The sequence below is a fragment of the Nocardia sputi genome (assembly GCF_023501985.1).
This window is the reverse complement of sequence record NZ_JAMFLC010000025.1, coordinates 42607-66118: the sequence shown is the minus strand read 5'-3', so window position 1 is coordinate 66118 and position 23512 is coordinate 42607. Positions and strand designations below refer to the sequence as shown.

Sequence of the window (23512 nt, the reverse complement as noted above, 5' to 3'; positions counted from 1 at the left end):
AGAGTCAGCCCAGACGTGCGGCACGGCCTGCGCGACGGGACAGATCGGTGAATGCGTCACGCAGTCGATCCGGGCCGACGACCTCGATCTCGGTGCCGAAGCGCGCTACTGTCGCCGCGAGCGCGGGCCAGGACCAGGAACCGAGCAGCAGCCTGGTTCGGGCAGGGTCGAGTTCCTCGACGACACCGTCGCCGGCGAACGGGGCCACCTGTGCGATGGGGAGGTCGAGGACAACCTCGCCGCGGCATGGCCAGGTATTCGCACTGTCGGAGCCTTTGAACCGCGCGGACAAGAACGCGGCGATATCGCCGCCGGGCACCGGCCGGGGCGCGAACCGCGGCCCGTTGGGCACCCGAAGTGTCATCCGGTCGACGCGGTAGACCCGCCACTCCCCACGTTCTGAGGCCCATCCGATGAGGTACCAGCGCAGACTGCGGACCACCAGGTGGTGTGGTTGGATTCGGCGGGGCGCCCGCGGACCGGTGTCATTCGGCTGTGTCGGTGACCGGTAGTCGAACCGCACCTCCTCTCGGGAGCGGACAGCGGCACTCAACGCGAGCAGCACCTGGGTGTCGACCCGGGGAGCGGCCGCGGGCCCGGCCGATTCGCCCACCGTGATCTCGAGGGCATCGACGCGCTGCCGCAAGCGGGAAGGCAGCAGCTGGCGTACGGTCGCCAGCGCTCGTGCGGCTGCCTCTTCGATGCCCGCGCCGGTCGCGGCCGCGTTGCGCAACGCCACGGCGAGCGCGACCGCTTGCTCGTCGTCGAACAATAGCGGCGGCAGTTCGCTGCCCGCCGCGAGACGGTAACCACCGTCGGGCCCCTTGACCGCCCGGACGGGGTAACCGATCTCGCGCAAGCGATCGACATCGCGACGCACTGTACGTTCACTGACGCCCAGCCTCTCGGCCAGCAGACTGCCCGGCCAATCGCGGCGGACCTGGAGCAAAGACAGCAGCGAGAGCAGGCGGCGGGAGGTCACCGTCGAGGAGGCGGTCGGCATGTGGCCAGACTGCCATGAATAGCGGACGTTCCCTGGCCGGTACTGGTGACAACGTTGCTCTCGTCGCCGGAAGTCGCCGGTGACGGAATCCCTTGCGAAGGACGGATCACCATGTCGGTAAACGCTGTTGCCCACCTGAACTTCCACGGGCTGGCCCGTGCTGCCCTGGAGTTCTACCAGTCGGTGTTCGGCGGGCAGACCACTCTCGCCACTTATGCGGACTTCGGGATGCCCACCGACTCGCCCGACGCAGGCAAAGTGGTCTTCGGCCAGGTCGTCGCCGACGACGGCTTCCGGGTCATGGCCTACGACGTGCCCGGCGAGCACGCTCCAACCGCCCTCGGCGTGCCCGCCACCCGCCGCGAGAACGGCACCACCATCACCGAGGAGCCGTTCTTCCTGTCCGTTCGCGGCGAGACCGTCGAGGAGGTCGGCGCACTGTGGGAACGCCTTGCGGACGGCGCCACGGTTATCGAGGAGTTCGGCCCGGCCCAGTGGGCACCCGCCTTCGGGATGCTGCGCGATCGCTTCGGTATCACCTGGATCCTCGACGTCACGGCTGAGTACGCGCAGTCCTGACTCCCCCTCACCGACTTCTCCGGGGTGCGACCGAATCCGGTCGCACCGTGCCCCCTCATCCCGACCGACCGCCGACCGCGAACCGGGACTGTAGGGAGATAGATCCCCAGCTGCCGTGGTGAGAGAAGTTCGGTGCTGGTTGTGAAGAGTGCCCTGTGATGGCCAGCGAATTTCTCACCTCGACGGAAATGAAGTGTTCGGCGGCCGCCGGATGACGTTCGAACACAGGTGTATCGAATGAAACGCCGACAGCGGCACGGTCACCACAGAAGGCGGCCGGATGCGCAGGATCAATTCGACCCAGGCGTTCTTCCGCGCCCGCACCACCTCCGATCACCGGAGGCCAACTGTGGACCCCTGCGCGCTTTCGTGCGTATCGCGGTGGACAAAAGGGTAGGCGGTATAAGCACCTACTTCGACGAATGGAGGCGTCATGAGGGACGTCGACGACAATGTTTCCGCAGGCCGCGGCCACCCGGTCCGAATTCCACGTAGCCGGGGAGCCCTCGGCGGGCTCGCGGTGCTGCTCCTGGGCGTCTGGGGTGCGCTGATCCCGTTCCTCGGCCCCTACTTCGATTTCGCGTTCACTCCGGACGAGCCATGGGTGTGGACGTCGGCGCGAGGGTGGCTCCAAGTACTGCCTGGCGTCGCCGCGATCATCGGCGGATTGCTCATGTTGGTAAGCCGCAACCGTATCGTGGCGAGTTTCGGCGGGTGGCTGGCAGTGGCGGCGGGCGTGTGGTTCGTGATCGGGCCCGTCCTTGCTGAGCCGCTGCGCATCGGGGATGTCGGTGACCCTGTCGCCACCTCCGACCTGAAGCGCGCCGTACTCCAACTGACCTATTTCCACGGTCTCGGTGCGCTGATCCTGTTCTTCGCGGCGACCTCACTCGGCCGATTGTCGGTGCGTAGCGCCCGCGATATCGCCTTCACGCGACGCGAAGCCGATGCCAGAGCCGCCGCCGTAACAGACAGTCAGCGCCGCATAGCCGACGCGCCAGGACTCGAGAAACCCGGGCCGATGCCGCAGCGGGGTCGTGGCCGAACAAGCCCAGGTTAGACGGCGGCTGAACAAACCCGTCCCGGGCGCAACAGGTCCTCGCTCTGCTCGCTCACGGGGTGCCTGCGCGCACCGACGAGTTCCCGCGCTTCCGGCAGTCATAACCGTCATGACAGCTTTCGCTCTCATCCACGGTGCCGGCGGGAGCGCTTTCGACTGGCATCTGCTCGAAGCAGAACTCCGCAACCGCGGGCACGACGCGGTCGCGGTGGATCTGCCGATGTCCGACCCCCAGGCCGGGCTCTGGGACTACGCCGACGCCGTCGTCCAGGTAACCGGCGGACGCCGGCCTCTCGTGGTGGTGGCCCACTCCTGGGGCGGTTTCGTCGGTCCCCTGGTCGGCGTGCGCGCCGGAGCCGCCGCGCTTGTACTGGTGACCGCCATGATTCCGAGCCCGGGCGAGATGCCGGACGCCTGGTGGGAACGCAGCGGCAAACCATCGTCCGGCAGCGATGACGACTACGAGCTCTACTTTCACGATGTCCCTCGCGAACTGGCCCAGCGGGTACTGGCCCACGACGGCGCGCTCGCGGAGAAGATCAGCATGGACCGAGCGGGGCGAGAGCCATGGCCGTTGTCCGCCTGGCCGGACATTCCGACGAGATACCTGCTCTGCCGCGACGACCGTTTCTTCACCCCCGACTTCGCGCGCCGCCACGTGAAGGAGCGGCTGGGCATCACCCCGGACGAGATGCCCGGTAGCCACATGGTGATGTTGTCGCGCCCGGACGAGCTGGCCGACTATCTGGTGCAGGTTCTTCCAGTGCCTCGTAATCGGCGCTCGTCGCATACCCGCAGAGAGGATATGTGAAGCCACGCACCGCATCAGACGAAGTCTCGAGGACTCCGTCGCTGCCAGTTCTGGGAGTACACCCGCTTGCGAACCGTCCGGGGGTCGGCCTGCGGATATTCGAGTTCGTACGCGTCGAGCTGGGCGTCGAGCACGAATTCTTCGGGGGTGCAACGTAATACGGTATGGGTGGTGACTTCGGTGCGCCAATCGTCGCGCTCCAGCCTGCGTAGCGTGCGGGTCTCGCCCCGGACCGAGGTGACGTCGTTGCCACGGAAGCTGAACCATTCGGTAGTGGCGCGACGCACGATGGTGCCGGTGTCGTCGAGCGAGATGGTGCCCTGGTCGTTCTCGATCTCGAGGGTCGATACGCCGCTCGCCAGATCCCGTTCGACCTTCCAGTGGTGTTTACCGGGTTCGATATGCGTGGCGGGCGCCTCGGGCGCGGCTTCGGGCGGATCGAACGGGCGCAGCCGGTCATCGTCCTCGCGGGGCGGCCGGTGCGGCAAGGTCAACGCGCTGCGACCGGTCGTAATGGTCAGCAGGTCATGTCAACCGCCTGCGATGGTTTCCCGTTCGGCCGACAGGTCGCGTCGCGGTGTTCGGGAGGCTGCGCGAGGCCGCTGTCCGCGCATCGGGCGAGAACCGGCGAAGGCAGGCAGATGCTGTCGGCAATTCAGGCACCACTGTGAAGTGGGGATGGTCTGCAGCAGGTGGATCGAGATCTCGGCGTGGCAGCCGCGGCAGCGACCGTAACGGCCTGTGGCGATGAGCGTAAGGGTTTCATCGATATCGGCCAAAGCTTGTCGTGCTGCCGCGGCCAATTCGGTAGTGACCTCATGCCTGGCCGTATCAGCCGCGTTGGTGGGCGTGGCGGCGCGGTCGATTTCGGCTTCGAGTTCGGCCAGCTGCTGCAGGCGGAAGCGGCGTTGCTGGTTCAGTGCGGCTCGTAGTGCGGGTAGGTGGTCGGTAAGGCGTGCGGGTGAGACGGGGTGTGCACGGGTCATCCTGATCTCCAGGGTTGGTGGTTGGAATGGTTCGAGATGCGGTCAGGTGAGAAGGGATGGGCCGCCCTGCCAGCGGCCCCTGTACGACCACCTCCATGCCATCCGAATAATCGCTGACAAGGCCAGGATCGTTTACGTGGAACGGCCGCGCTTATCCGTCTGAGACAATCCTGGCTGTGCTACTTGTCCGATTCCCCCACTCGTTTTCTCGGGCGTTTCGCCAGTACACCAGCAAGGGAAGTGTCACAGCCCGTGGATGGCGGTCGACTCGATCAGTGCACAGGTGTGGTCGCGATGGTCGCGGTGCGGGTGCCGGGGACAGTGCGGGTCAGGGCGATGGCGATGCGCCGTTCGGGTTCGTCGGCGAACCGGCCGGAGATGCTGGCGTCGCCTCCGTGGACGGTGACATGCCACCGTCGTGCGCCGGTGTATTGATCGAGGAGGTTCTGTGCACCGGCCGTGAGTGCGTCGTCGGGGGTGAGCATGATTCGCAACGCGTCGCCACGGCTGAACATACCGACCACGCGGCCGTCGGCATCGACGACGGGCAGACTGCGCAGTCCGCGCGTGACAAGCCTGCTCATGACCTCGGCCAGTGCCACGGTGGCGGGGACCGAGACCGCTGGTGTGGTCATGACTTCATCGACCGTGTCGTCGAGTTCACCGGCCCGCAGGAGGTCGCCGCTGGTGAGTACCCCGGTGAGGCGATCGTCTTGGTCGAGAACGGGCAGCGCCGCGTAGCCCAGTTCGGCGAGCAGCAGCGCCGCCTCGCATGCCGTGTTGTCGTGCCGGACGGTGATGATGGGTCTTTGCATGACCTCGCATACCTGCGTGTTCCTCACTTCGGTTCCGCTCCGTTCAACTAACTAGGTACCGGATCGACGCAAGAGGGCAGATCCTTCGCTGGCCTGCCCTTGTCTCACTGCTCCTACCTGCGATTTCTGGGCAACTCCATGATGACGTGACTGTCGCGGCGATCGGTTGAGCGGATTCGACAATCGAGGCGTCGGGATTTGTGGCGATGGCACAGCCCGGTCAGTCGTTGTCGGTGACGGCGAGCTCAATCATCATGGCGAGTCGTTTGCGGGGGTCGTCCAAGTCGAGATTGGTCACCTCTGCCATCTTGCGCAGCCGGTTACGGACGGTGTTCTCGTGCACCCCGAGGTGCGCGCCCGCCTCGGTGGGGTCGCCCTGCGCCTGCAACCACGCGCGCAGCGTTGGCACATACTGGGTGGAGTTCGTGCTGTCATGGCGCCGCAACTCCGACACCGGCCCCCGTGCGGGGGTCCGTCCAGAGAGCCCTGCGGTGCGCAGCCGTTGGAGCAGAATTTCGTCCCATGACTCGTCATAGGCAGGAGGTGTCGCAGCCGCGGAGTGGGTCTCGTGCAGCGCCAGGCATTCGTCGGCCTCTTGACGCGCCGACGCCAACTCCGTGGCGCGGGCGACACCGCTGATTCCGGCCGACACCGTCATCTGCGCCGGCAGTGCAACCTGCAGCTCGCTTATCCAGTGGCGTACCGTGTCCGCCTGGTCGGCGGGCAGCACGGTGTAGATGGTGTCGCCGACCAGGGCGCTGCGGCTGGACCGGGACCAGCCGAATCCGGTTGTCGCTCGCTCGAAGATCAACAGCAGCGCGGCGTGCTGTTCCTCCGCGATCCGAGCCCGCAGCGCGATCACCCGCAAACCCTCCGGCGCCAACCCCAGCCTGCTGGCCACTGTCGTCGCGTCCGCGTCGCCCTCCAGCAAACGGATCACGAGGTCGGATTCCACCTGACGTTCCAGGTCCGCGCTGGCCCGCGACCGCAACAGGTGCAGGGCCACCGTCCGCGCGCCGTCGGCCAAGGCCCTGCGTCGAGCCCCGTGCAACGGTGCCGGGCACGACACCCAGACCGACCCCAGCAGTTGCCGTCCCACACGCACGGCCACGACCATCCGCCCCGTCACCCCACGCTCTGCCTGCGCGGGGACGAACAAGGGTTCCTCCGAGGTCGCCAAATGTACGAAGACACCGCGCGCATCGAACACCGACCGTAACCACGACGGCATCTCCCGGCCCAGAATCGTCTCTACCCGTGCCGGGTCGAGGTGCTGCTGCGGCCTGGAATATGCCAGCACCCGAGACAGGCGATCCTCGATCGTGACCGCACCTCCGACGGCGTCGGCGAGACTGTCGGCCAAGGCGAACAAATCGGTCGGGCCGCGACCGGCCTCGGTCTCGCGTCCTTCCAGCACCAACCCGTAGACCACCGCAGCCACCTCGCTCCAGTCCACCGCAGGGTCGACCACCATCACCGCCACACCGTTGATCTCCGGCTCGGCCTCGGCCTCCTCACCCCCACGGATGAGCGCGACAACAGCCCGCGCCGACACTGCCCAGGCCACCACCTCCGACATCGAGCGGGCTCCGATGCCCAACAGCACATCGCCGATTTCCGTGGGGTCGTGATCGGCGCCGTGGATCACCACGCTGCGCAATGGGGTGGATCGGGGAACCGAACCCAATCGCAGGCGAATTCCATAACCACCCAGTACGTTGGCCAACCGGTCCAATGTCACCATGAGCCGCTCCGATGCGGAACCGCGGGCGCAGCGCGATCGAGCGCCCGACGCGGTCGGCAGCAGGTCGTGGACGAGGAAACCGGACCGGCCGACCGGTGCGTCGGGATGAACACCGGCGCGAGCCGGTGTCGGCGGCTTTTGTAGTGGTGGGTCACTTTTCGGGCGATCTGTTCGGTTGTTCGACGAGTTCGGCGAGTACGGCCGCTTCGCTGATGTCGGTGTTCTTGGTGCCTGTGAGCAGCGTGAGTTTGCTTTGGTCGGCCAGTTCGCGCAGGTGGGTGAGAGCGGCGGCGCGGTCGGGTTGGGTCAGTTCGTCGCGGTAGCGGCGGGCGAATTCATCGAAGCGTTCCGGGTCGTGGCCGTACCACCTGCGCAGTTCGGTGGAGGGAGCGATCTGTTTACACCACTCGTCGAGATGGGCTCTGGTTTTGCTGACACCGCGGGGCCAGAGCCGGTCCACGAGCACGCGCGTGCCGTCCTGCGCGGTTGGGTCGTCATAGATTCTGCGGATTTGCACAGTGCGTCGAGTCGTCATCATCGACTCCCGGTTCATCGCTGCTTTCCTGCGTAGGACAGCCCCGCGGCCGGTCCGGGGCCTTGCCACATGTCGAACGCTACGCCTGATGTGGGACCTGGACCGGTGAGATCGCGTATTCGACTGTGTCAACCGACGAGCGGAAACCTGTGGGAGCTGAAGGTGGACGCTTGGCCGGTCGGCGGAGCTTCGGCCATTACGAACATGTTCTCCTGCCGGGCCCGCCTTGGATTCGGCATGGACGCTGCCTACGGGATCGCGATCCTGCTGGCCGCGATGTCGGGCTGAGTAGCCCGGTGGCGGGGGGGCGATGACCGCCCGTTCTCCGGTGTCACCGGACCCGCACGAGTTGCTTGCCGATGTTGGTTCCCTGAAACAGGCCACGCAGGGCCGACGGTGCGGATTCGAGGCCCTCGACGACACTCTCGGCGATGACGATCTTGCCCTCGGCGTGCCAGCCGGACAGCTTGCCGAATGCCTCGGGAAAGCGATCGAGGTAGTCGAGGAAGATGAACCCTTCCATGCGAGCACGCTTCACCGTCAGCGCAAGGTAATTACATGGTCCGGTCGCGGGAAGGTGCGCGGTGTAACCCGTGGCGATACCACCGCACAGCACCACGCGAGCCTTCATCGCGAGATTCATCAGCCCGTCATCCAGGATGGGGCCACCCACGCTGTCGAAGAACACATCGATTCCTTCGGGAGCGGCCGCCGCCAGGCGTACGCGCACGTCCTCGTTCTTGTAGTCGATGGCGACGTCGAGGCCTGCCTGGTCGGTGAGCCACGCGCACTTGTCCGGCCCGCCCGCGATTCCGATCACCCTGCAGCCCAATGCTTTCGCGATCTGGCCGGCGACGGAGCCGGTGGCGCCCGCTGCGGCTGTGACCACCACCGTGTCGCCCTCGCCTGCACGGCCGATATCGATCATGCCGAAGTAGGCGGTCAATCCGTTCACCCCGAGCAGGCTCAACATCAGCTTGGGATCGACGCCGTCGGGCACGATGTTCAACCCGAAGAGCCCTTGTTCCGAGGCCAGAACGTAGTTCTGCCAGCCGACCATCCCCGCGACCCAGGTCCCGACCGGGTAGTTCGGGTTGTTCGACGCGACGACCTCGCCTACGCCGCTGCCGCGCATCACCGTGTCGAGCGGCACGGGATCGATGTAATTCTCGCCGTCGTTGAGCCAGCTCCGCTGCGTCGGGTCGATGCCGAGCCAATGGACCCGCACGAGCGCGTCCGATGGGCCGAGCTCGGGAACAGGTGATCGCAGCAGCTCGAAGTCGTTGTCGCCCACCATGCCTACGGGTCGGCGGCGCAGTACCCATTGGCGGTTGTCGAGTTCGATGTCGACGGAGGAAGCCATGATCCGAGTGTGCCAGTCCACGCGTTCAAGATGATCATTCCCGCGCGATCGGAACCGCTGGAACCGACACCGCAGACGCACGAAGGCTTCGAATGGCTGTACGTGCTCAACGGTCGGTTGCGGCTCGTGCTCGGCGAGCGCGACCTGACGTTGCCACCCGGTGAGGCGGCCGAAAGGGAGTGCGCTCGCACGTACGCGCCGACCCCGACCGGTGAACCGACCGACTTCCTGCAGCGAGTCCCTTCGCACGTCCGAACCCGCCCACTCTGATCTCGACCTGGGCGTCGGCTATCGGTGAACTACGACGGCGGCCGGTGAGGCCGAGATTCATCGGCGAGATCTGACGTCACTGATGAGCGTGCCCCGCCGACGGGGCGAGCACCTCCGGCTGGTGGGCGAGGACGAGTTCGGCGGCGTCGGCGATGACCTGGGCGCGGCTGCGGTCGGGGTGGTCGGCGGCGAGGAAGGCGCTACCGATCGCCAGGCAGAAGGCGAGCAGGGCGCGGGCCTCGACCTCGTCGGGGTCGGAGCAGAAGGTACCGATCATCTCTCGTGCCAGCCGCATGCGCTTGTTGTCCACGCGGCGCATACGCTCAGCGATAGCTTGGTCCCGCCGGGCCCAGTCGCGCAGCGCCAAGTCGACCGAGCGCACCTGGTCAGCCGACTGCAGAAACCTGTCGACCAGCCAAGCCTTGTCGCGCGCGCCACCCTCTTGCTCCACCCGGTCGATCTCCGCGTCGACGCTCTGACGCTCCCAGGTGTCCAGCATCTCCTCCAGCAGCGCCTCCCGATCGGTGAAGTAGCCGTAAAAGCCGCCCCTGGTCACGCCGAGCCGCTTGGCCAGGGCGTCGACCCGCACGGCTTCCACCCCGCCCTCGGCGAGTGCTCGCAAGCCCTCTTCGACCCATTTCTCACGCGGCGTGCGCAACGCGCCCATTCCGTGTCTCTCCTCCCAGGGGTTGTGCAGTACTGCATAACGTGTCTAATCTCGAGTTATACACCACTGTATAACCTGAGGAGCCGACCTGAGACCGTGATGCGGGCTTCGTCCAGGTCGAGACACTGTCGCGCGGATGAACCCGCATGCCACGCGACTCCAGAAGAGAGCGGAGAGATCCCATGATCAAGTGGGCTGGTTGGCTTATCACCTTGTGCGGAGTCGGACACACGTTGGGCGCACTGGCGCAGACTGTCCCCCACTACGCCGGGGACTGGTTCAGCTGGGCATTGTGGGAGAAGCAGAACAACGACCCGATCGCGATGAGCCACACTACCGCCGCGTTCTGGTACTCGGCCTTCAGTTTCGGCCCGCCACTCATCATGGTCGGCCTGATCGTGATGTGGCTCAACCGCCATAGGATCACCCCGCCACTGTTCATCGCGTGGAGCGTTGCGTGCTGGACCCTGATCACCGCCGTTCTCTCCGGGCCCTCACCCCTGCTGCTCCTCCTGATCGCGTCCGTCCTGCTGCTGGTCGGCGCCCGCCGCGTCGGCCCCGTGCCCCAGGCGATGACAGCGTCATGAGGGCAGGCATGGCTGGGGGTTCACGCTCGGATTTGGTCGTGGTGGGCGACGAAGTCGAGGAAGCGGGGAATTATCTGCTCGGAATTGGCCCACAGCAGATCGTGTCCGATGCCAGGGTAGATTTCGGCTTCGGCCGACGGCATGTGGTTGCGGGCGCGCGCCGCCCCTAGCTGCGGGTCGCTGACGACGGTGTCGGCGCCGAAGAGCACCAGGCTCGGTGCGGTGATGGCGGCAAGCTGTTCGTCGGTGAACGGGCGGTCCCACGGCATGCCGGACCGGAACTTCACCGTTGCCATGACGAGTGCGAACTCCTCGTCGGTGAAGTTCAGGCCCGGCATCAGCCACTTGTTGAACTTGCGCATCCGCTCAGGAGTCGGCCGCGCACCCACCACAAGGAATTTGAACAGCAGACTCCAGCGCGGCTTGGCGAAGGTCGCACCACTGGGCTCGAAAATGGTCAGACTGGCCAGGCGATCGCAACGGTGCACGGCGATGGCACCGGCCAGCCAGGCGCCCAGGGAGTTCCCGGCCAGATGGATCCGATCCTCACCGAGTCCGTCGAGCACCTCGACCATCCAGGTCGCGATATCTGCCGTGTCGCGCACGGGTGCGGTCTGCACACAGCGTCCCGCCCACCCGATCACGTCCGGGGTGTACACGACGCGCTCGCGCGCCAGATCCTCGATGAAGTTGAGCCATATCTGCCCGTTACCCCCGATGCCCGGCAGCAGCATGATCGGTGCACCGTCCCCGTTTCCGGATTTGCGTACTCGCGTGGTGCCGAAAGATGTTCCCACGTCGATATCGGTCGAGGGCACAGGCCATTTCGCAGCCACGGTGTCATAGGCGCGCAGGAAGGTCGCTCTCGCTTCCTCGCTGGTGAATCGCCCGATCCTCGGCATGAGCCTCCCCTTCGGTCCACTTATAAGGTACGACCGTACCATCATGATGGTATGACCATAACACATATGCGGTATGCTCATACCATCAAATTCGGGGGTCATCGGATACAAGAGGAAGGCGTAGGTCTCGTGCCGCGACTGGTCGACCATGAAGTGCGGAGACGCCAGATCACCGACGCCGTACGCCGAGTAATCGTCGTCGGCGGCCTCGAAGCGGTGACCTTCCAATCGGTCGCCGCCGAGGCCGGATTCTCGATACGGCTGGTGCAGTACTACTTCGGAAGCAAGAGCGAATTCCTGCTGGCGACCCACCGATCGGTGATGGAAGACGCCGGCGCCCGATTCACGCAACGGTGGTCCACGCTCGGCCAGGACGCCGCACCCCGCGAAGCGATCCGCGCGGTCCTGACCGAACTGCTACCCCTGGACGGGCAACGCCGGGAAGAAGCCATCGTGCTCGGCGCTTTCGGCACCGCGGCGATCACCGGCGGTGGCATCACCGCGGAAGAAACCTTCGCCGCGCCTCGCGCACTGGTCACGATCGTCGCCGACCAGCTCTGTCGAGCCCAAGACGGCCACGGCGTAGGCCCCTGCCGCGCGGATCTCGACGCCGAACTCATCCTCATGGCAATCGGTGGACTCGCCCAAAGCATGCTCCAGGGCTACAGCACCGCTCAGTCCGCGACCCGACTCGTCGACCACCTCCTCGACCATGTACTGGGCCCGACTGCAGCGGCCACTCTCGGCGATGACGAGAGCTCTGCGGCCGCAACCCGCATCGCGTGCGATATCTCGCCCGAATGTGATTCCCCACCTGCCTGAAGTCACCGCATCGAGAGATCACCTCGTTTCAGCGCTATAGCGCGCGGCCGCGTCGGCAACCGGGGCAGGGCGGCCGAGACGGACCATGGCGCGGTAGAGCGCGCCATGGCTGGGCGCCGGGGGCAGTGGCAGCGGTTCGGTGCCGGGAGTGCTGAATGCGCGCAGCATGTAGGCGACAAGTCGTTGCCAGGTGTCGGGCGCTGCGTCGCCGGTGGCGGCGATGACGCCGGCGTTGGCCATGAGCAGCATGACCATGTCCTGGTCGGTGAGCTCGCGGCTGAGCCGTCCGGCATCCTGGGCGCGCGCGATCAGGGCTCACCATGACCTTTCCCCCGCCAAACCCCTCGAAGCCCGCCGCGCCCAGGCCTACATCGGCTTCCTGAAAGGCCGCAATGACGGCACCAGCAGGAGAAGGCTCGAGCGCCATCACGCTGAGGCATTGTGACGAAGTCCGACCGTGGAACGTGATGTACGTCATTGCCCGCGGAGGCGTGGTTGGGCATCGTCGTCAGTTCGTTTTGGAAAGAACCTAGCTGGAGATGCCCGAATGGCCGACCTCGATTTTGCTTACGACCTCACTCTGGACGAGGTACGACGGCGCAGCGCCGTCGTCGCGGCGCTCGGTGACGACTGGGATCCGGTGGCGGCGCTCGCCGAGGAAAATCTCGCGTACGACATGCTGTACTCGAATCTCGACGATGAGCAGCAGCGGATCTACGAGGAACTCGTCCGGGCCGGGATCCTGCCGGATCGGGCGACAGGTTGTGTTGCCGACTGATCTCACCGCCGAGCACGAACCATCCGCTCTGCCGAATACACGATGACTATCTGGCGGCTGAGTTGTAGATCGCGCTTGTAGCAGTCGGCGACCGGACTGCGGGACGTCGATGTCGATGTCGAAGGCGAGCTGGCGGCGGAGCCGCAGAGGTGATTTCGAATCGAAACTCACGGCGCGAGATATTGCCGTGGGTTTCGTCGTTCCGCGCGCCGGGTGATCAGACGCAGATAGGACGCCAGATCGTGCCGCAGAAGAAACGGTTCACAGCGGCCGAACCGCTGGAAATCTCGCTGTTGCCGATCGCATGGGGCTCGACCGGGGCCTCAGCCTGCGCGGGAGCGACGGACATCAGCACCGCCCCGGCCAGCAGTGCACCCGCGACGATGTGGCGATTGACTAGAGCGCCCGGACGCCGCCCGTTACAAGCCTCCGGCAATCGGCCTGTCACCCCTTCGGGGTGCAGATCACCAGTGCGCCAGAGGTTGTCGATCCCCATGACCGCTTGGCCGTGTCAACCAGGGAAACCGCTGTTCGGAACAGACGCGCACGCGTAGTCTCGCGCGCATGTCTTGCAGGATCACCGAACTGGTCATCGACTGTGCCGACCCACAACGGCTGGCAGACTTCTGGTGCGGAGTGCTCGGCTATGTCGAACTCGGCTGGGAGGGCGAAGACCACCTGGAGATCGGCCCGCCCGGAACCGGCTTCGGCGGGCCGCAGCCCACACTGGTGTTCGGTCGCAGCACCGAACCGAAACGCGGGAAACTGCCGCTGCACCTCGACGTGAGCCCCATCGACCGCGATCAGGACGCGGAACTGGAGCGGCTGCTCGCCGCGGGTGCGCGGAAGGTAGACATCGGCCAGCCCGGCGCCGCAACGTGGTACGTACTGGCCGACCCGGAGGGGAACGAATTCTGCTTGCTCCGGCGCCGGGTCGAGGCAGTGGAGAGCCACCCCAACCCACGGTGATGCCGCGCAGTTCGCTTCCGGCACACGAACATTGCCGCCGGACGAAACACCGGAATCTTTCGTTATTCGGCCGCGCGACGTAGCGAGCCGATCATGCCGAGGGCGATCTCGCCCGCGTCACGGCGCACCTGATCGTCGGTGGTTTCGGCGAGGCTCCAGGCCAGTTCGGTGAGCAGACCGTAGATGGCGCGGACCGTGAGTTCGGGCGATCGAGGTGCGAAGACGCCGGCTCGGATCAGCTCGTCGACCAGGCCGCGGATCAGGCCGACCATGTACCGCTCATCGAGTTCGCGCCATCGATCCCAGCCCAGGGCGAACGGCCCTTCCTGCAGCACGATGCGCTGATAGGATACGTCGGCGCATTCGTCGAGAAACACTGTCAGGGCGCGAACCGCAGTGTCCCAGGGGTCGCCGGGCGCACCGAGCGCCTTCGTCAAACGTTCGGTCAGCTCTTGTTCGACCTGCTCGAACACTGCCTCGAACAGGCCCTGCTTACCGCTGAAGTGGTGGTATACGGCCCCGCGAGTCAGTCGGGCGGCCCGTGCGATCTCGTCGGCGGACAGTTCCGCGTACCGCCGTTCGATGAACAGCCTGCGGCCCGCCTCCAGCAGGGCGGATCGAGTGGCTTCAGCGTATTCCGCACGTCGTCCCTTGACAGTCACGGCAACAAGACTACCTTCACATACATCATGTATCTTAGATGTTAGGTGTATGCAAATGTCGGATCTCAAAGATGTGATCGTGGTGGGGGCCGGGGCGGCCGGGCTGACAGCGGCCCGCGCCCTCACGGCGGCCGGACGCGATGTCGTGGTGTTGGAGGCCCGCGAGCGCGTAGGCGGACGAACCCGCAACGTGGACATACCGGACAGCGACACGTACGTGGAAGTCGGCGGGATGTGGGTCGGCCCCGGCCAGGATCGGGTGCTGGCATTGCTGAGCGAACTCGGGTTCGCCACATACCCGACGCACGATCACGGCGCGAACATCGGCGACTTCGGCGGTCGCGTCCACAGCTACCGGGGCCGGATACCCCGGCTGAATCCACTGGTGCTCGCCGACATCGGACTCACCCAACTACGACTGGATCGTTCGGCTCGACGAGTACCCCTGCAAGCACCGTGGACGGCGCCTCATGCGCGCGAACTGGACGGTCAGACCTTCGACACCTGGTTGCGCAAGCACTCGCACACCGCCACCGGGCGCGCGTTCTTCCGGCTGGTGACCGAGGCGGTCTGGTGCGCCGAACCGGAAGAGATGTCGGCGCTGTGGGCGCAGTTCTACATTCATTCGGGCGGCGGCGTCGACTCTTTGATCAATACGACCGGCGGTGCGCAGCAGGACCGGGTCGTCGGCGGCACCCAGCGACTGTCGATCGCCATTGCCGAGGAGCTGGGTGACCGGATCGTTCTCGATGCCGCGGTGACCGAGATCGACTGGAGCGACGACGAGGTGCGGGTGCGGGCCGGGCGGCGGCAGTGGCGGGCCCGGCACGCGATCATCGCGGTCCCGCCGCCGCTGGTGCACCGGATCCGTTTCACGCCGGATCTGCCCGCCGCTCGCGCCCAACTGCTGCAACGTCTGCCGATGGGCTGGACGATCAAGGTCAACGTCGTCTACGACGAGCCGTTCTGGCGCGCACGAGGCCTGTCCGGCCAGGCCAACAGCGACCGGCTCGCACTCGGCACGGTCTTCGATGCCAGTCCGCCCAGCGCCGCCCCTGCGGTCTTGGTCGGCTTCCTCGAAGCCACCCATGCCCAAGCCGCGGCTCGCCTGGCGCCGAAAGAACGCCGCGACGCGGTACTCGACGACCTGGCAGCATATTTCGGCCCGAAAGCGCGCCATCCGGCCCACTACATCGAACAGGACTGGGCCGCGGAAACCTACAGCCGCGGTTGTTACGGCGCCTTCGCGACCCCATCGACGTTGACCCGCTTCGGACCGGAATTGCGCCGCCCGACCGGATCGCTGCACTGGGCCGGCACCGAAACCGCGACTCGCTGGGCCGGATACATCGACGGGGCGGTCGAATCCGGACAACGCGCGGCGCGTGAAATCCTCACGCCGACCAATCTCCGCTGAAGGGTCGACAATCCACTAAGGCATGCCGGCGACCTGTCTGGAGCTGGTTACGCCGAAGTTCGACACCGTTGAGGCGGCGGTACCGGCTGCCGCACATCGCACGCTGCTGCAGCGGCTGGCCCGGACTGCGGCAGGCAGGGCGATGTTCGCGCGGCAATTGAGGCAGGCGGATGGCGCCTCTCGACGCTCAGTCGCGGTCCTAATTCACGATCCTGCATGCCCGGGCCAGCGCGAGACTGTCCTCGTAGGGAATGTATCGGGTGATTCGGCCATCGAGGACCGTCATGTGAAAGGCGAACGGTGATACGAACATTTCCCCGGTGGCCCGTACGCGCTGACGCATGTGACCCAGCGCGACGGCATCGGCCCCCTCGACGATGATCCGGTTCACCGTCAATTGCTCTGCCTCCAGGTACCCCGGCAGGTCACGGAAGAATGCAGCGGCTTCCTCCCGGGTGCTGCGGCGCCCGGTCCACGGCACCTCGTCGGCGCCATAGATGCTCCAGTCGACCTGATCGGCGAACATCTCGCCGAGCCGATCGAACTCACCGGCGCGGGCACACCGGAAGAACTCTTCGATGACCGCCCGAGTCTCACTCACGGTCGCACTCCTATCGGTAACTCGCTTGTGCTTGCCGCCTGTCTCGCCGGGGTGGATAGCCGCGTGCATGAGCTGATGCACTGCCGGACAAGAGCCCACCGACAGGCCTGTGTAGCTCTCTCGCTCCCGACCCTTCGTCGATGGGCAGCGGTCGTGCCACATCGTCACGTTGACATATTTTGGATAGATTAGTACAAAACGAGGGGTTGCTACTCGCCACGGTTGGCGAGCCGCTGGGATTCCGCTTCGGTCACCGGCCCCTGCGCTGTGGTGAGCAGTTCGCGAGCCCAGTCTCTAGCATTCGGGGTATGCGCCACAGCCGCTGGCTTCCGATCCTGATATGCCTGGCCGTGCTCGGCACCAGCGGATGTCTCGGCGCGGTTGATCGCGCGGACTTCGAGCAGCGGATACGCGCACGCGGAGGCGGACTCGTCAACACACTGACCCGCGATGCCATCGCCGCACTCACCGAGCGACTGGGCACCGTTGACCCGCAAGCGAACGTCATCCTCCTCACCGCACCGAACTCGACCCAGTTCCGGCTGGTCCTGCACAATCAGCCGAATCAAGTGACACGGTTCCTCACCGAACGCGACGACCTGGCCACACGCGAACCAACTCTTCGCCTGCGGATCCGCCATCCGGGCCGATCCAGGCAACTCGACGACTATTCGTTCACCCTCGGCGCACTCGGTCCCGCACAGCCGGCGCGGGTTTCGGCATTCGACGACCTCGACAGCGAGGCTTTCAACCTCAGCGAGGTGACCGGTCTATCGCAGATCGAGGACATCGTCGACACCGCCCGCACCCGGAGTGGACTACCCGACGGGCAGGTGAACGTGATTGTGGTGAGCCGTTTCGGCAGCGAGATACGGATAGTCACCAATGTGGTGTCGCCACGGTCGGAGATGCTTGCCGAGTTCGACAGCGCCGGAAGCTTTCTGCGAATGCGGCAGGTGTAGGCGGTGGTCCGACTCCTGGTAGCCGCAGCCTCGACCGGTGTCGCCGCCGGCGCCCTCACCATGGTGGTCCCGGTAGCGATCTGGCCCGGCGAAGCCACCTTGACCGCACCCCTTTTCTGTTCGCCCGTGACGGAGCCGATGGTCGTCTCGGACACCACGCACGATTCGGAGGGCACGTCGGTCAATTACACCCTGTACTGCGTGGGGGAACGCGGCGCGATTACCGACGAGGGCTTCGCGCTGCCGATGCTGGCACTCTTCGGAGCACACGCCGTATTGCTGACCACGCTGGTGTTGCTGACCAAACTCTGGAGACGGTCACGACCCGATCCGGCCACGCAGTCACCCGTCGGTCCGATCGAATATTGAACCGCCCCTGGCGTGAAGTGTCCCGCGCTGGTATCGGCGCTCTCCCCTGACCGAAGACGACCCAGCACGCCCGGCCAGGCGCAGGTGAACGCGAGGACGCGGGTCCGGCCGGGAAAACAAGAAAACCCGCGCCGTGGCGCGGGTTTCCGGTTTGTCAGCTCCTAGATGGCGCGGACGCTCTGAGCCTGCGGGCCCTTCTGGCCCTGCCCGATCTCGAACTCGACACGCTGACCCTCGTCGAGGGACTTGAACCCGGAGCCGGAAATCTCGGAGTAGTGGACGAAAACGTCGGGACCGCCACCGTCTTGCGCGATGAACCCGAAGCCCTTTTCGCCGTTAAACCACTTCACACTGCCTTGCGTCATGTACTTTGCGTTACTTTCTGTAGTAAGCCGAGCGATCACTTCAACAGCCCGTGCTCACCGACAAGCATGCCACATCCCACGGCCCATCAACATCTGGGGTGAGGCAGCACACGCCGGCGACGCCACCGAAGGTCGGCGGTCGTGGTCGATCCCGCCATCCGGGCTCGACGGCGAATTCGTCGCTTCAAGGGCCTGTGACCTGCCCGCCTGCTCCCGGGGCGTGGGCATCCTCGGGCCAGCCCTCGAGCGCCCAGGCGAGGTCGAGTTCGGGATCGCCGATCGTGCCCATTTCCCAGTCCACGATCGCCGCGAGCCGCGCCGGAGTGCCGTGGCGATACATGACGTTCGCCCACTGGTAGTCCCCGTGCATCACGCCGGGTACGAAATCCAGGGGCCGGGCGCGCAGCCATCCGGTGGCGGTGTCCATGCCCTCGATGTCCCGGCCCTTGACGCGCTCGAACATGGCGGTCCAGCGTCGCACCCGCCGGTCGTGGAAGCCGTCCGGCTTGCCGAGGTCGTGCAGTCCGCGCGCCCGCCAGTCGACTTTCGACCAGAGGGCGATTCCTTCGACGAGCTGATAGGCGAGTTCAGCTTTGGCCCGCGGGGTCGCTGCCGGCCGGATCACGCCACACCGCCCGTCATGAGGAATCCCCACCCCTGGACGTGTTTCGACGAGCGTGAACACGTGAGCTCGGCGCTGAGAGGGGGAAGTCCGGACCGAGAATGGGATGTAGCGCGCCCAGTAGCGCGCCGACGCTGATCTCGAGCATTTCGGCGCGAGTGTAGTGCTGGTTCTCCAACCATTCGACGGTCAGCACGCGGACGAAGGTGAGCCAGCTCGTGAGGATCGACGATATCTGCGCTCGGACGGTTCCTTCGACACCCAGCGTATCCAGTAGTCGACGACGCACTTCGGCGAGTTCACCCGCGATGAGGGCTTGGATGGTCGGATCACGACCGAGTACGCGATTGGCCGCGAGCACGCCATTGGCGTTCGCCTCGAAATAGTCGAAGTGAGTATCCAGCGCGGCGGCCAATTGCTCGGTGAGCGGACCTTCGGTATCGAGGCGCGTTGCGACCAGCAGTTGGTCTACAGCCTGCTCGTAGACGCCGACGAAGAGGTCGCGTTTGCTCGGAAAATGACGGTAGAGCAGCGCCCGCGACACCCCAGCCGCCGCTGCGACGTCTTCCATCAGTACCGCATCGTAAGGACGTTCGGCGAACAGACGCGCACCGGCGTCGACCAACACCTGACGGCGCTCATCGGGAGACAGTCGGCGGCGGGTGCTCATACCCCGACACTTTAGTTGACGCACGTCTACCAAGCACCGTAGGCTAGCTTAGTAGACACACGTCTACTAAGCTTGCGGTCGGCGGTCAGAGCTTGAAAGTAGTTGGCCCCCTGCCTCATTCGTCACGCTCTGCGGGAGGAACAACATGGCTACGGCACTCAAATGGCTGTCTATGATGATGGGGGTCGCCTGCGTCGCGATCGGCATCCTTCATCTCGCCCTCGGCATCCACGCCGTCCCGGACATGGAGCACTCCGGTGTCACCACCGACAGCCTCAGCCGCTTCTTCGGCGCGATCTTCCTCGGCTATGGCGTCGGCTGGATCTGGGCTGCCCGCCGATCTCCGATCTCCGCGGTCGTCATCCGCTGGCTTGCGGGCATCTTCCTACTCGGCGCCGTCGGCCGCTTCATCTCCGTAGCCGTCTACGGCTGGCCGCACTGGTTTCAAATCGTGCTCACCGCCATCGAAGTAGTCCTGCCCCCCGTGTACTTCTGGCTGGCCACGGCCGACGAAAAGCGCACGGCGTCAACATCACAACTGCACCCCTGTCTCGAACCGGCAGCGAGGTCCTGAACGAAGTAAGGAAACCAGCATTCGCGCGGTGATGCTTCCGATCGCTCGCGCGCAAGCTCGTTACCGGCACGTCGACCGGTTCTCCTGTGCCAGGCGGTGGCAGGCGCTCGTCGCCTATTGCCACTGCCGGGATTTCAGGTTTGCGAGTCGCCGAGTGACGGGTCGAGGATGGCCACATGTCGCATGCCCCGATATCCCTGCGTGAACTCCCCCGGCTACGCACCCGCCACATCGCGCAGATCGGTGGACTGATGCGCCCCGGCACGCACCGTTCTCCGTTGCTCGAATTCGGCGAACGGTTCGTCGTCTCGCCGCCAGGATTTCCGGCCATGCTGGTCACCTACGACATGGATGATGTGCGCGAACTGTTCGCCAACCATGACGACTTCTCGGTCGGGCAGGTGCTCAGCCGCTTCTCCAGCCACGACTTGATGTTCGGCAAACAGACGTTGATCTTCCTCGACGGTGACGAACATCGCCGCGAACGTCAGCTGTTCGCGCCGCCGTTCCAGAGCATGGCACTCCGGTCGTACGAAGATCTCATGGTGGAGGTGGTCCAGCGGGAACTGCCGACCTGGCCGGTCGGTGAACCGTTCGAGTTCCTCAAGGTCGGTTACGACCTGGCCATCGGCGTGCTGCTCGGCGTCGTCTTCGGTGACGTGGCCGCGCCCCGCAAGGACCGGCTGAAGCAGGCGGTGAGCCGGTGGTTCGGGGAAATCGAGAGTCGCGGTTTTCTCGCCGTCACCTTGCTCACCCCGCTGGTCGGTGGCTATACGCTGCCCTACCCGCCGCTCAGCCGCCGCCAGTCCGAGGTCGACGCCGTCATCATCGAGGAAATCGCCGCGCGCCGGGCCACGTCCGGCGACAAGGACGGCCGGAAGGATGTGCTGTCCCGGTATGTCGGCACCGAACTCGACCAGCACGACGACGCCGCGTTGGCCCGCAACATGCGTGGCATCCTGCTGGGCGCCTACGAGACCACCGCGATCACGCTCGGCTGGATCGCCGCCATGCTGGCCGTTCACCCGGCGGCCCGGGCCGAGCTCGACGCAGCCGTCGACGCCGGCGACGGCACCCGGCTCGACACATACCTCGACGCCGTGGTCGCCGAGACGATGCGGATCCGCCCGGTGTCACCGTTCACCGGACGGCGCGCACTGCGCGACACCGTGGTCAACGGTGTCCACGTCCCCAAGGGCGCCATCGTCATAGTCCCGATTCTGCTCATCCACGAATCACCCCGGCACTACCCGGACCCGATGCTCTTCCGCCCCGAACGCTTCCTCGACAAGCCACCCAACGGCCGCACCTGGCTGACCTTCGGCGCCGGCGCCCATCGCTGCCTGGGAGCCCAATTCGCGCTGGCGGAAGCACGCATCCTCTTCCGCACCATCCTCGAGCATCGCCGCATCGGCGCGGCCACCGGTCCCGTCGAACCTCCCCGTCGCTATCACACCGGCCTCAGCCCCGCCCACAACGCCCGGATCACCCTACTTCCTCGCTGACACACGCACGCGGCAGCAGGATTCGCCGTCGCCGATGGTTCGGAGAGAATAAGCGGGCCTGAAGGGCCTAGTGGTCCAAGAGCTGCGAATCCCACCCCGGTTCGGCTGCCTCGACCGCCGCCACGCTTCTCGACGCCGCTGGAATGGGTGCTTGCTCGCTGCGGACAGCGGTGTCATCCGCACGTGATCGCTGCCACCAATGGGGATCGCCGCTGGCCGGGCCCGAAACCGTCGGCGTGCCGCTACGCCGCGGCGTCGCTGTGATCAACCGGGCTGGCACAGTGGAATCAGCAGCGGTATCCGGACAGACAACGGCAACAGAAAGGTTCGCACGTTTATGGCGATCGACGGTCTCGGACGGTACGGAGTATGGCGCGGCTACCTGGGATTCACTCCCGAGGAGGCCGCTGAACTGGAGAAGCGCGGATACAGCGCGCTGTGGCTCGGTGGGTCGCCGCCCGCTGACCTGCCGGTGGTCGAATCCTTGCTCGAGGCGACGGAGACGCTCGTCGTCGCCACCAGCATCGTGAATATCTGGACGGCCCCGGCGAACGCGGTCGCCGAATCGTTCCACCGGATCGACCAGCGCTTCCCCGGTCGTTTCCTGCTCGGTATCGGCGCGGGTCATCCGGAAGCCAACAAGCCGTACCGGAAACCCTACGAGGCGCTGGTGCAATACCTCGACGAACTCGACGGGTCCGGAGTCCCGAAGGACCGGATGGCGCTGGCCGCCCTCGGGCCGAAGGTGCTGGAACTCTCGCGCACGCGCACCGCGGGCGCGCTGCCGTATCTGACCACGCCGGAGCACACCGCGCAGGCGCGCCGGATCCTGGGATCCGCCCTGCTGGTCGCCGAGCAGAAACTCGTGCTCGACGACGACCCGCAGCGGGCACGCGAGGTCGGCAGGCAGATGGTGGATATGTACCTGGGCCTGCGCAACTACGTCTCGAACCTGCGGCGTCTCGGCTTCTCCGAAGAGGACGTGACCAAACCGGGCAGTGACCGTCTCATCGATGTGCTCACAGTGCACGGCAGCCCGGTCGAGGTCACCGGGCACCTTGTCGAGCATCTGAAGGCGGGTGCCGACCACGTCGCGTTGCAGGCGTTGGGCGAGGACTATCTCGGATCCCTGCGCCAACTCGCGCCGCTGTTGACGGCGACCGACTGAATCACCGCGGGTGCGTCGGTACGCCCTTCGACGCTGCGTAAGGCGATATGTCCGAGCGCCGCCGGTTCCGCCACCGGAAGAGGTCACTTCGACTCGCCGCTGCTACGCGCGGAGGTCGTGCGGGGAGGTGAGGCCCAGAATCCGGTGCAGCTCTTCATGACGCGGCCGCATGACGGTTCGAAACGTCTCCGTGGTCGGGGCTGGGCCGGCGTCGGGATCGATCGCGAGCATCGCGCGTTCCTTGAATGCCGCGCCCGCCAGACTGATTGGTGCTGGGCCGGGTGCAGGTGGTCGGCCGCGTCCGGCGGGTGCGGGCCCCAGTACACCGTCGCCGATCCGTCGGCGTGCGGGTAGTCGCGCGCGCGACCGCCCTGGGCCACAGTGAGGTGTTCCGAAGCGTTGGATGCCAGCACGTGCGGGTTCACCTCACGGATGATCGTGGCGGGTTCGCTGCCCGGTTCGAGGACGACCGCGCCGAGGACTTCCCCTCCGCGCATGCCACTGGGATCCGGAATCGACACCACCACATCCCATCCCATGGCGCGGACGTCGAACAGCCAGCCACCGGTGTGACGCACGACCTCCGCGGCGGAGCCGCCGACCACCAGCAGGCGATAGCGCAATCCGTACCGACGGAAGTGCCGTCACAGCCGGTCGGCATGTCCGTGCCGCCGACGGCCGGATGCGCGCCTTCGCGGATTCCGGT

General features: G+C 66.0%; 32 protein-coding genes and 1 pseudogene. 16 read left to right on the top strand and 17 right to left on the bottom strand.

Going from position 1 to position 23512, the window contains the following annotated elements:
- Nucleotides 1-4: 4 nt before the first annotated feature.
- Nucleotides 5-1003: a helix-turn-helix transcriptional regulator gene (locus tag M8859_RS29435; protein WP_249645149.1), complete on the bottom strand. Its 999-nt coding sequence runs from the start codon at nt 1001-1003 to the stop codon at nt 5-7.
- A 111-nt stretch (nt 1004-1114) separates the two neighbouring features.
- On the opposite strand from M8859_RS29435, the gene M8859_RS29430 reads away from it, so the two are divergent.
- The 3 genes from M8859_RS29430 to M8859_RS29420 all read left to right on the top strand — a co-directional run bounded on the left by M8859_RS29430 (nt 1115) and on the right by M8859_RS29420 (nt 3453).
- Complete coding sequence (locus tag M8859_RS29430; RefSeq protein WP_159926974.1) at nt 1115-1582, top strand: VOC family protein; 468 nt, start codon at nt 1115-1117, stop codon at nt 1580-1582.
- 433 nt (nt 1583-2015) lie between these two features.
- Complete coding sequence (locus tag M8859_RS29425; RefSeq protein ID WP_159926976.1) at nt 2016-2642, top strand: hypothetical protein; 627 nt, start codon at nt 2016-2018, stop codon at nt 2640-2642.
- 109 nt (nt 2643-2751) lie between these two features.
- A complete protein-coding gene (locus M8859_RS29420; protein ID WP_159926978.1) occupies nt 2752-3453 on the top strand; it encodes an alpha/beta fold hydrolase in 702 nt (233 codons plus the stop codon).
- A 14-nt stretch (nt 3454-3467) separates the two neighbouring features.
- On the opposite strand, the gene M8859_RS29415 is transcribed toward M8859_RS29420, so the two are convergent.
- From M8859_RS29415 to M8859_RS29395, 5 genes are all read right to left on the bottom strand, one after another.
- Complete coding sequence (locus M8859_RS29415) at nt 3468-3947, bottom strand: hypothetical protein (RefSeq protein WP_236565570.1); 480 nt, start codon at nt 3945-3947, stop codon at nt 3468-3470.
- Nucleotides 3948-3983: 36 nt separating this feature from the next.
- Nucleotides 3984-4439, bottom strand: a complete 456-nt coding sequence (locus M8859_RS29410) for a hypothetical protein (protein ID WP_159926980.1) — start codon at nt 4437-4439, stop codon at nt 3984-3986.
- Between the two features lie 272 nt (nt 4440-4711).
- Complete coding sequence (locus M8859_RS29405) at nt 4712-5254, bottom strand: CBS domain-containing protein (protein WP_249645148.1); 543 nt, start codon at nt 5252-5254, stop codon at nt 4712-4714.
- A 220-nt stretch (nt 5255-5474) separates the two neighbouring features.
- A complete protein-coding gene (locus M8859_RS29400) occupies nt 5475-6998 on the bottom strand; it encodes a PucR family transcriptional regulator (RefSeq protein ID WP_159926993.1) in 1524 nt (507 codons plus the stop codon).
- A gap of 151 nt (nt 6999-7149) precedes the next feature.
- Nucleotides 7150-7551, bottom strand: coding sequence for a DUF488 domain-containing protein (locus M8859_RS29395; RefSeq protein WP_249645147.1), 402 nt, complete (start codon nt 7549-7551; stop codon nt 7150-7152).
- 144 nt (nt 7552-7695) lie between these two features.
- Here M8859_RS29395 and M8859_RS36990 point away from each other — a divergent pair, with 144 nt between their 5' ends.
- Nucleotides 7696-7821 (top strand): hypothetical protein, encoded by a 126-nt coding sequence (locus M8859_RS36990; RefSeq protein WP_283780184.1) that lies wholly within the window; start codon nt 7696-7698, stop codon nt 7819-7821.
- Between the two features lie 43 nt (nt 7822-7864).
- Here the strand turns inward: M8859_RS36990 and M8859_RS29390 are convergent, their stop codons facing one another.
- Entirely contained in the window at nt 7865-8896 is a 1032-nt protein-coding gene (locus tag M8859_RS29390; RefSeq protein WP_249645146.1) for an NADP-dependent oxidoreductase, read from the bottom strand.
- A gap of 9 nt (nt 8897-8905) precedes the next feature.
- On the opposite strand from M8859_RS29390, the gene M8859_RS37725 reads away from it, so the two are divergent.
- The gene (locus M8859_RS37725; RefSeq protein ID WP_370523809.1) at nt 8906-9166 is read left to right on the top strand and encodes a cupin domain-containing protein; all 261 of its coding nucleotides are present in this window, start codon (nt 8906-8908) and stop codon (nt 9164-9166) included.
- A 76-nt stretch (nt 9167-9242) separates the two neighbouring features.
- Here M8859_RS37725 and M8859_RS29380 read toward each other — a convergent pair whose 3' ends face one another.
- Nucleotides 9243-9833, bottom strand: coding sequence for a TetR/AcrR family transcriptional regulator (locus M8859_RS29380; RefSeq protein WP_159926997.1), 591 nt, complete (start codon nt 9831-9833; stop codon nt 9243-9245).
- A 182-nt stretch (nt 9834-10015) separates the two neighbouring features.
- On the opposite strand from M8859_RS29380, the gene M8859_RS29375 reads away from it, so the two are divergent.
- Nucleotides 10016-10420, top strand: coding sequence for a DUF6463 family protein (locus M8859_RS29375; protein WP_249645145.1), 405 nt, complete (start codon nt 10016-10018; stop codon nt 10418-10420).
- A gap of 20 nt (nt 10421-10440) precedes the next feature.
- On the opposite strand, the gene M8859_RS29370 is transcribed toward M8859_RS29375, so the two are convergent.
- Nucleotides 10441-11550 carry an alpha/beta fold hydrolase gene (locus M8859_RS29370; protein WP_249645144.1) on the bottom strand — a complete coding sequence of 370 codons (1110 nt, stop codon included), beginning with the start codon at nt 11548-11550 and terminating at the stop codon, nt 10441-10443.
- Between M8859_RS29370 and M8859_RS29365 the strand changes: the two genes are divergently transcribed.
- A complete protein-coding gene (locus M8859_RS29365) occupies nt 11539-12144 on the top strand; it encodes a TetR family transcriptional regulator C-terminal domain-containing protein (RefSeq protein WP_249645143.1) in 606 nt (201 codons plus the stop codon). The two genes, M8859_RS29370 and M8859_RS29365, sit on opposite strands and share 12 nt — an antisense overlap.
- Before the next feature lie 18 nt (nt 12145-12162).
- Here the strand turns inward: M8859_RS29365 and M8859_RS29360 are convergent, their stop codons facing one another.
- Nucleotides 12163-12399: a hypothetical protein gene (locus tag M8859_RS29360; protein ID WP_195139709.1), complete on the bottom strand. Its 237-nt coding sequence runs from the start codon at nt 12397-12399 to the stop codon at nt 12163-12165.
- Between M8859_RS29360 and M8859_RS29355 the strand changes: the two genes are divergently transcribed.
- Entirely contained in the window at nt 12392-12589 is a 198-nt protein-coding gene (locus tag M8859_RS29355) for a hypothetical protein (RefSeq protein ID WP_159927007.1), read from the top strand. The genes M8859_RS29360 and M8859_RS29355 overlap by 8 nt on opposite strands.
- A gap of 102 nt (nt 12590-12691) precedes the next feature.
- Nucleotides 12692-12922, top strand: a complete 231-nt coding sequence (locus tag M8859_RS29350; protein ID WP_159927009.1) for a DUF6400 family protein — start codon at nt 12692-12694, stop codon at nt 12920-12922.
- Between the two features lie 217 nt (nt 12923-13139).
- On the opposite strand, the gene M8859_RS29345 is transcribed toward M8859_RS29350, so the two are convergent.
- Nucleotides 13140-13418, bottom strand: a complete 279-nt coding sequence (locus tag M8859_RS29345; protein ID WP_195139708.1) for a hypothetical protein — start codon at nt 13416-13418, stop codon at nt 13140-13142.
- 68 nt (nt 13419-13486) lie between these two features.
- On the opposite strand from M8859_RS29345, the gene M8859_RS29340 reads away from it, so the two are divergent.
- Nucleotides 13487-13891 (top strand): VOC family protein, encoded by a 405-nt coding sequence (locus tag M8859_RS29340; RefSeq protein ID WP_195139707.1) that lies wholly within the window; start codon nt 13487-13489, stop codon nt 13889-13891.
- Nucleotides 13892-13953: 62 nt separating this feature from the next.
- On the opposite strand, the gene M8859_RS29335 is transcribed toward M8859_RS29340, so the two are convergent.
- The gene (locus M8859_RS29335; protein WP_195070834.1) at nt 13954-14553 is read right to left on the bottom strand and encodes a TetR/AcrR family transcriptional regulator; all 600 of its coding nucleotides are present in this window, start codon (nt 14551-14553) and stop codon (nt 13954-13956) included.
- 55 nt (nt 14554-14608) lie between these two features.
- Between M8859_RS29335 and M8859_RS29330 the strand changes: the two genes are divergently transcribed.
- Nucleotides 14609-15970: a flavin monoamine oxidase family protein gene (locus M8859_RS29330; RefSeq protein ID WP_159927017.1), complete on the top strand. Its 1362-nt coding sequence runs from the start codon at nt 14609-14611 to the stop codon at nt 15968-15970.
- Nucleotides 15971-16169: 199 nt separating this feature from the next.
- Here M8859_RS29330 and M8859_RS29325 read toward each other — a convergent pair whose 3' ends face one another.
- Nucleotides 16170-16571: a nuclear transport factor 2 family protein gene (locus M8859_RS29325; RefSeq protein WP_159927019.1), complete on the bottom strand. Its 402-nt coding sequence runs from the start codon at nt 16569-16571 to the stop codon at nt 16170-16172.
- A 308-nt stretch (nt 16572-16879) separates the two neighbouring features.
- Here M8859_RS29325 and M8859_RS29320 point away from each other — a divergent pair, with 308 nt between their 5' ends.
- On the top strand, nt 16880-17533 hold the full coding sequence (locus tag M8859_RS29320; RefSeq protein WP_159927021.1) for a hypothetical protein: 654 nt from the start codon (nt 16880-16882) through the stop codon (nt 17531-17533).
- 3 nt (nt 17534-17536) lie between these two features.
- The gene (locus tag M8859_RS29315) at nt 17537-17902 is read left to right on the top strand and encodes a hypothetical protein (RefSeq protein ID WP_159927023.1); all 366 of its coding nucleotides are present in this window, start codon (nt 17537-17539) and stop codon (nt 17900-17902) included.
- A 161-nt stretch (nt 17903-18063) separates the two neighbouring features.
- Here the strand turns inward: M8859_RS29315 and M8859_RS29310 are convergent, their stop codons facing one another.
- The 3 genes and pseudogenes from M8859_RS29310 to M8859_RS29300 all read right to left on the bottom strand — a co-directional run bounded on the left by M8859_RS29310 (nt 18064) and on the right by M8859_RS29300 (nt 19559).
- A complete protein-coding gene (locus tag M8859_RS29310; protein ID WP_040871014.1) occupies nt 18064-18267 on the bottom strand; it encodes a cold-shock protein in 204 nt (67 codons plus the stop codon).
- Nucleotides 18268-18478: 211 nt separating this feature from the next.
- A pseudogene (locus M8859_RS29305) lies at nt 18479-18871 on the bottom strand (phosphotransferase); the annotation flags it as partial.
- Nucleotides 18872-18905: 34 nt separating this feature from the next.
- Nucleotides 18906-19559, bottom strand: coding sequence for a TetR/AcrR family transcriptional regulator (locus M8859_RS29300; RefSeq protein WP_195070831.1), 654 nt, complete (start codon nt 19557-19559; stop codon nt 18906-18908).
- 145 nt (nt 19560-19704) lie between these two features.
- On the opposite strand from M8859_RS29300, the gene M8859_RS29295 reads away from it, so the two are divergent.
- The 3 genes from M8859_RS29295 to M8859_RS29285 all read left to right on the top strand — a co-directional run bounded on the left by M8859_RS29295 (nt 19705) and on the right by M8859_RS29285 (nt 22806).
- Nucleotides 19705-20133 (top strand): DUF4345 domain-containing protein, encoded by a 429-nt coding sequence (locus M8859_RS29295; protein WP_159927027.1) that lies wholly within the window; start codon nt 19705-19707, stop codon nt 20131-20133.
- Nucleotides 20134-20309: 176 nt separating this feature from the next.
- Nucleotides 20310-21638 (top strand): cytochrome P450, encoded by a 1329-nt coding sequence (locus M8859_RS29290; protein WP_195070830.1) that lies wholly within the window; start codon nt 20310-20312, stop codon nt 21636-21638.
- A gap of 337 nt (nt 21639-21975) precedes the next feature.
- Nucleotides 21976-22806 (top strand): LLM class F420-dependent oxidoreductase, encoded by an 831-nt coding sequence (locus tag M8859_RS29285; protein ID WP_195070829.1) that lies wholly within the window; start codon nt 21976-21978, stop codon nt 22804-22806.
- Nucleotides 22807-22889: 83 nt separating this feature from the next.
- On the opposite strand, the gene M8859_RS29280 is transcribed toward M8859_RS29285, so the two are convergent.
- Nucleotides 22890-23429, bottom strand: coding sequence for a hypothetical protein (locus tag M8859_RS29280; protein ID WP_249645168.1), 540 nt, complete (start codon nt 23427-23429; stop codon nt 22890-22892).
- Nucleotides 23430-23512: the final 83 nt, after the last annotated feature.

Excerpts from the sequence above, each read along its gene's own strand:
- M8859_RS29300 (WP_195070831.1), bottom strand. The coding sequence starts at position 19,559 with ATGAGCACCCGCCGCCGACTGTCTCCCGATGAGCGCCGTCAGGTGTTG.
- M8859_RS29310 (WP_040871014.1), bottom strand. The coding sequence starts at position 18,267 with ATGACGCAAGGCAGTGTGAAGTGGTTTAACGGCGAAAAGGGCTTCGGG.
- M8859_RS29420 (WP_159926978.1), top strand. The coding sequence starts at position 2,752 with ATGACAGCTTTCGCTCTCATCCACGGTGCCGGCGGGAGCGCTTTCGAC.
- M8859_RS29380 (WP_159926997.1), bottom strand. The coding sequence starts at position 9,833 with ATGGGCGCGTTGCGCACGCCGCGTGAGAAATGGGTCGAAGAGGGCTTG.
- M8859_RS29330 (WP_159927017.1), top strand. The coding sequence starts at position 14,609 with ATGTCGGATCTCAAAGATGTGATCGTGGTGGGGGCCGGGGCGGCCGGG.
- M8859_RS29345 (WP_195139708.1), bottom strand. The coding sequence starts at position 13,418 with ATGGGGATCGACAACCTCTGGCGCACTGGTGATCTGCACCCCGAAGGG.
- M8859_RS29435 (WP_249645149.1), bottom strand. The coding sequence starts at position 1,003 with ATGCCGACCGCCTCCTCGACGGTGACCTCCCGCCGCCTGCTCTCGCTG.
- M8859_RS29355 (WP_159927007.1), top strand. The coding sequence starts at position 12,392 with ATGACCATGTCCTGGTCGGTGAGCTCGCGGCTGAGCCGTCCGGCATCC.
- M8859_RS29395 (WP_249645147.1), bottom strand. The coding sequence starts at position 7,551 with ATGAACCGGGAGTCGATGATGACGACTCGACGCACTGTGCAAATCCGC.
- M8859_RS29320 (WP_159927021.1), top strand. The coding sequence starts at position 16,880 with ATGCGCCACAGCCGCTGGCTTCCGATCCTGATATGCCTGGCCGTGCTC.
- M8859_RS29430 (WP_159926974.1), top strand. The coding sequence starts at position 1,115 with ATGTCGGTAAACGCTGTTGCCCACCTGAACTTCCACGGGCTGGCCCGT.
- M8859_RS29425 (WP_159926976.1), top strand. The coding sequence starts at position 2,016 with ATGAGGGACGTCGACGACAATGTTTCCGCAGGCCGCGGCCACCCGGTC.
- M8859_RS29295 (WP_159927027.1), top strand. The coding sequence starts at position 19,705 with ATGGCTACGGCACTCAAATGGCTGTCTATGATGATGGGGGTCGCCTGC.
- M8859_RS29350 (WP_159927009.1), top strand. The coding sequence starts at position 12,692 with ATGGCCGACCTCGATTTTGCTTACGACCTCACTCTGGACGAGGTACGA.
- M8859_RS29340 (WP_195139707.1), top strand. The coding sequence starts at position 13,487 with ATGTCTTGCAGGATCACCGAACTGGTCATCGACTGTGCCGACCCACAA.
- M8859_RS29375 (WP_249645145.1), top strand. The coding sequence starts at position 10,016 with ATGATCAAGTGGGCTGGTTGGCTTATCACCTTGTGCGGAGTCGGACAC.
- M8859_RS29405 (WP_249645148.1), bottom strand. The coding sequence starts at position 5,254 with ATGCAAAGACCCATCATCACCGTCCGGCACGACAACACGGCATGCGAG.
- M8859_RS29410 (WP_159926980.1), bottom strand. The coding sequence starts at position 4,439 with ATGACCCGTGCACACCCCGTCTCACCCGCACGCCTTACCGACCACCTA.
- M8859_RS29400 (WP_159926993.1), bottom strand. The coding sequence starts at position 6,998 with ATGGTGACATTGGACCGGTTGGCCAACGTACTGGGTGGTTATGGAATT.
- M8859_RS29285 (WP_195070829.1), top strand. The coding sequence starts at position 21,976 with ATGGCGATCGACGGTCTCGGACGGTACGGAGTATGGCGCGGCTACCTG.
- M8859_RS29390 (WP_249645146.1), bottom strand. The coding sequence starts at position 8,896 with ATGGCTTCCTCCGTCGACATCGAACTCGACAACCGCCAATGGGTACTG.
- M8859_RS29290 (WP_195070830.1), top strand. The coding sequence starts at position 20,310 with ATGTCGCATGCCCCGATATCCCTGCGTGAACTCCCCCGGCTACGCACC.
- M8859_RS29360 (WP_195139709.1), bottom strand. The coding sequence starts at position 12,399 with ATGGTCATGCTGCTCATGGCCAACGCCGGCGTCATCGCCGCCACCGGC.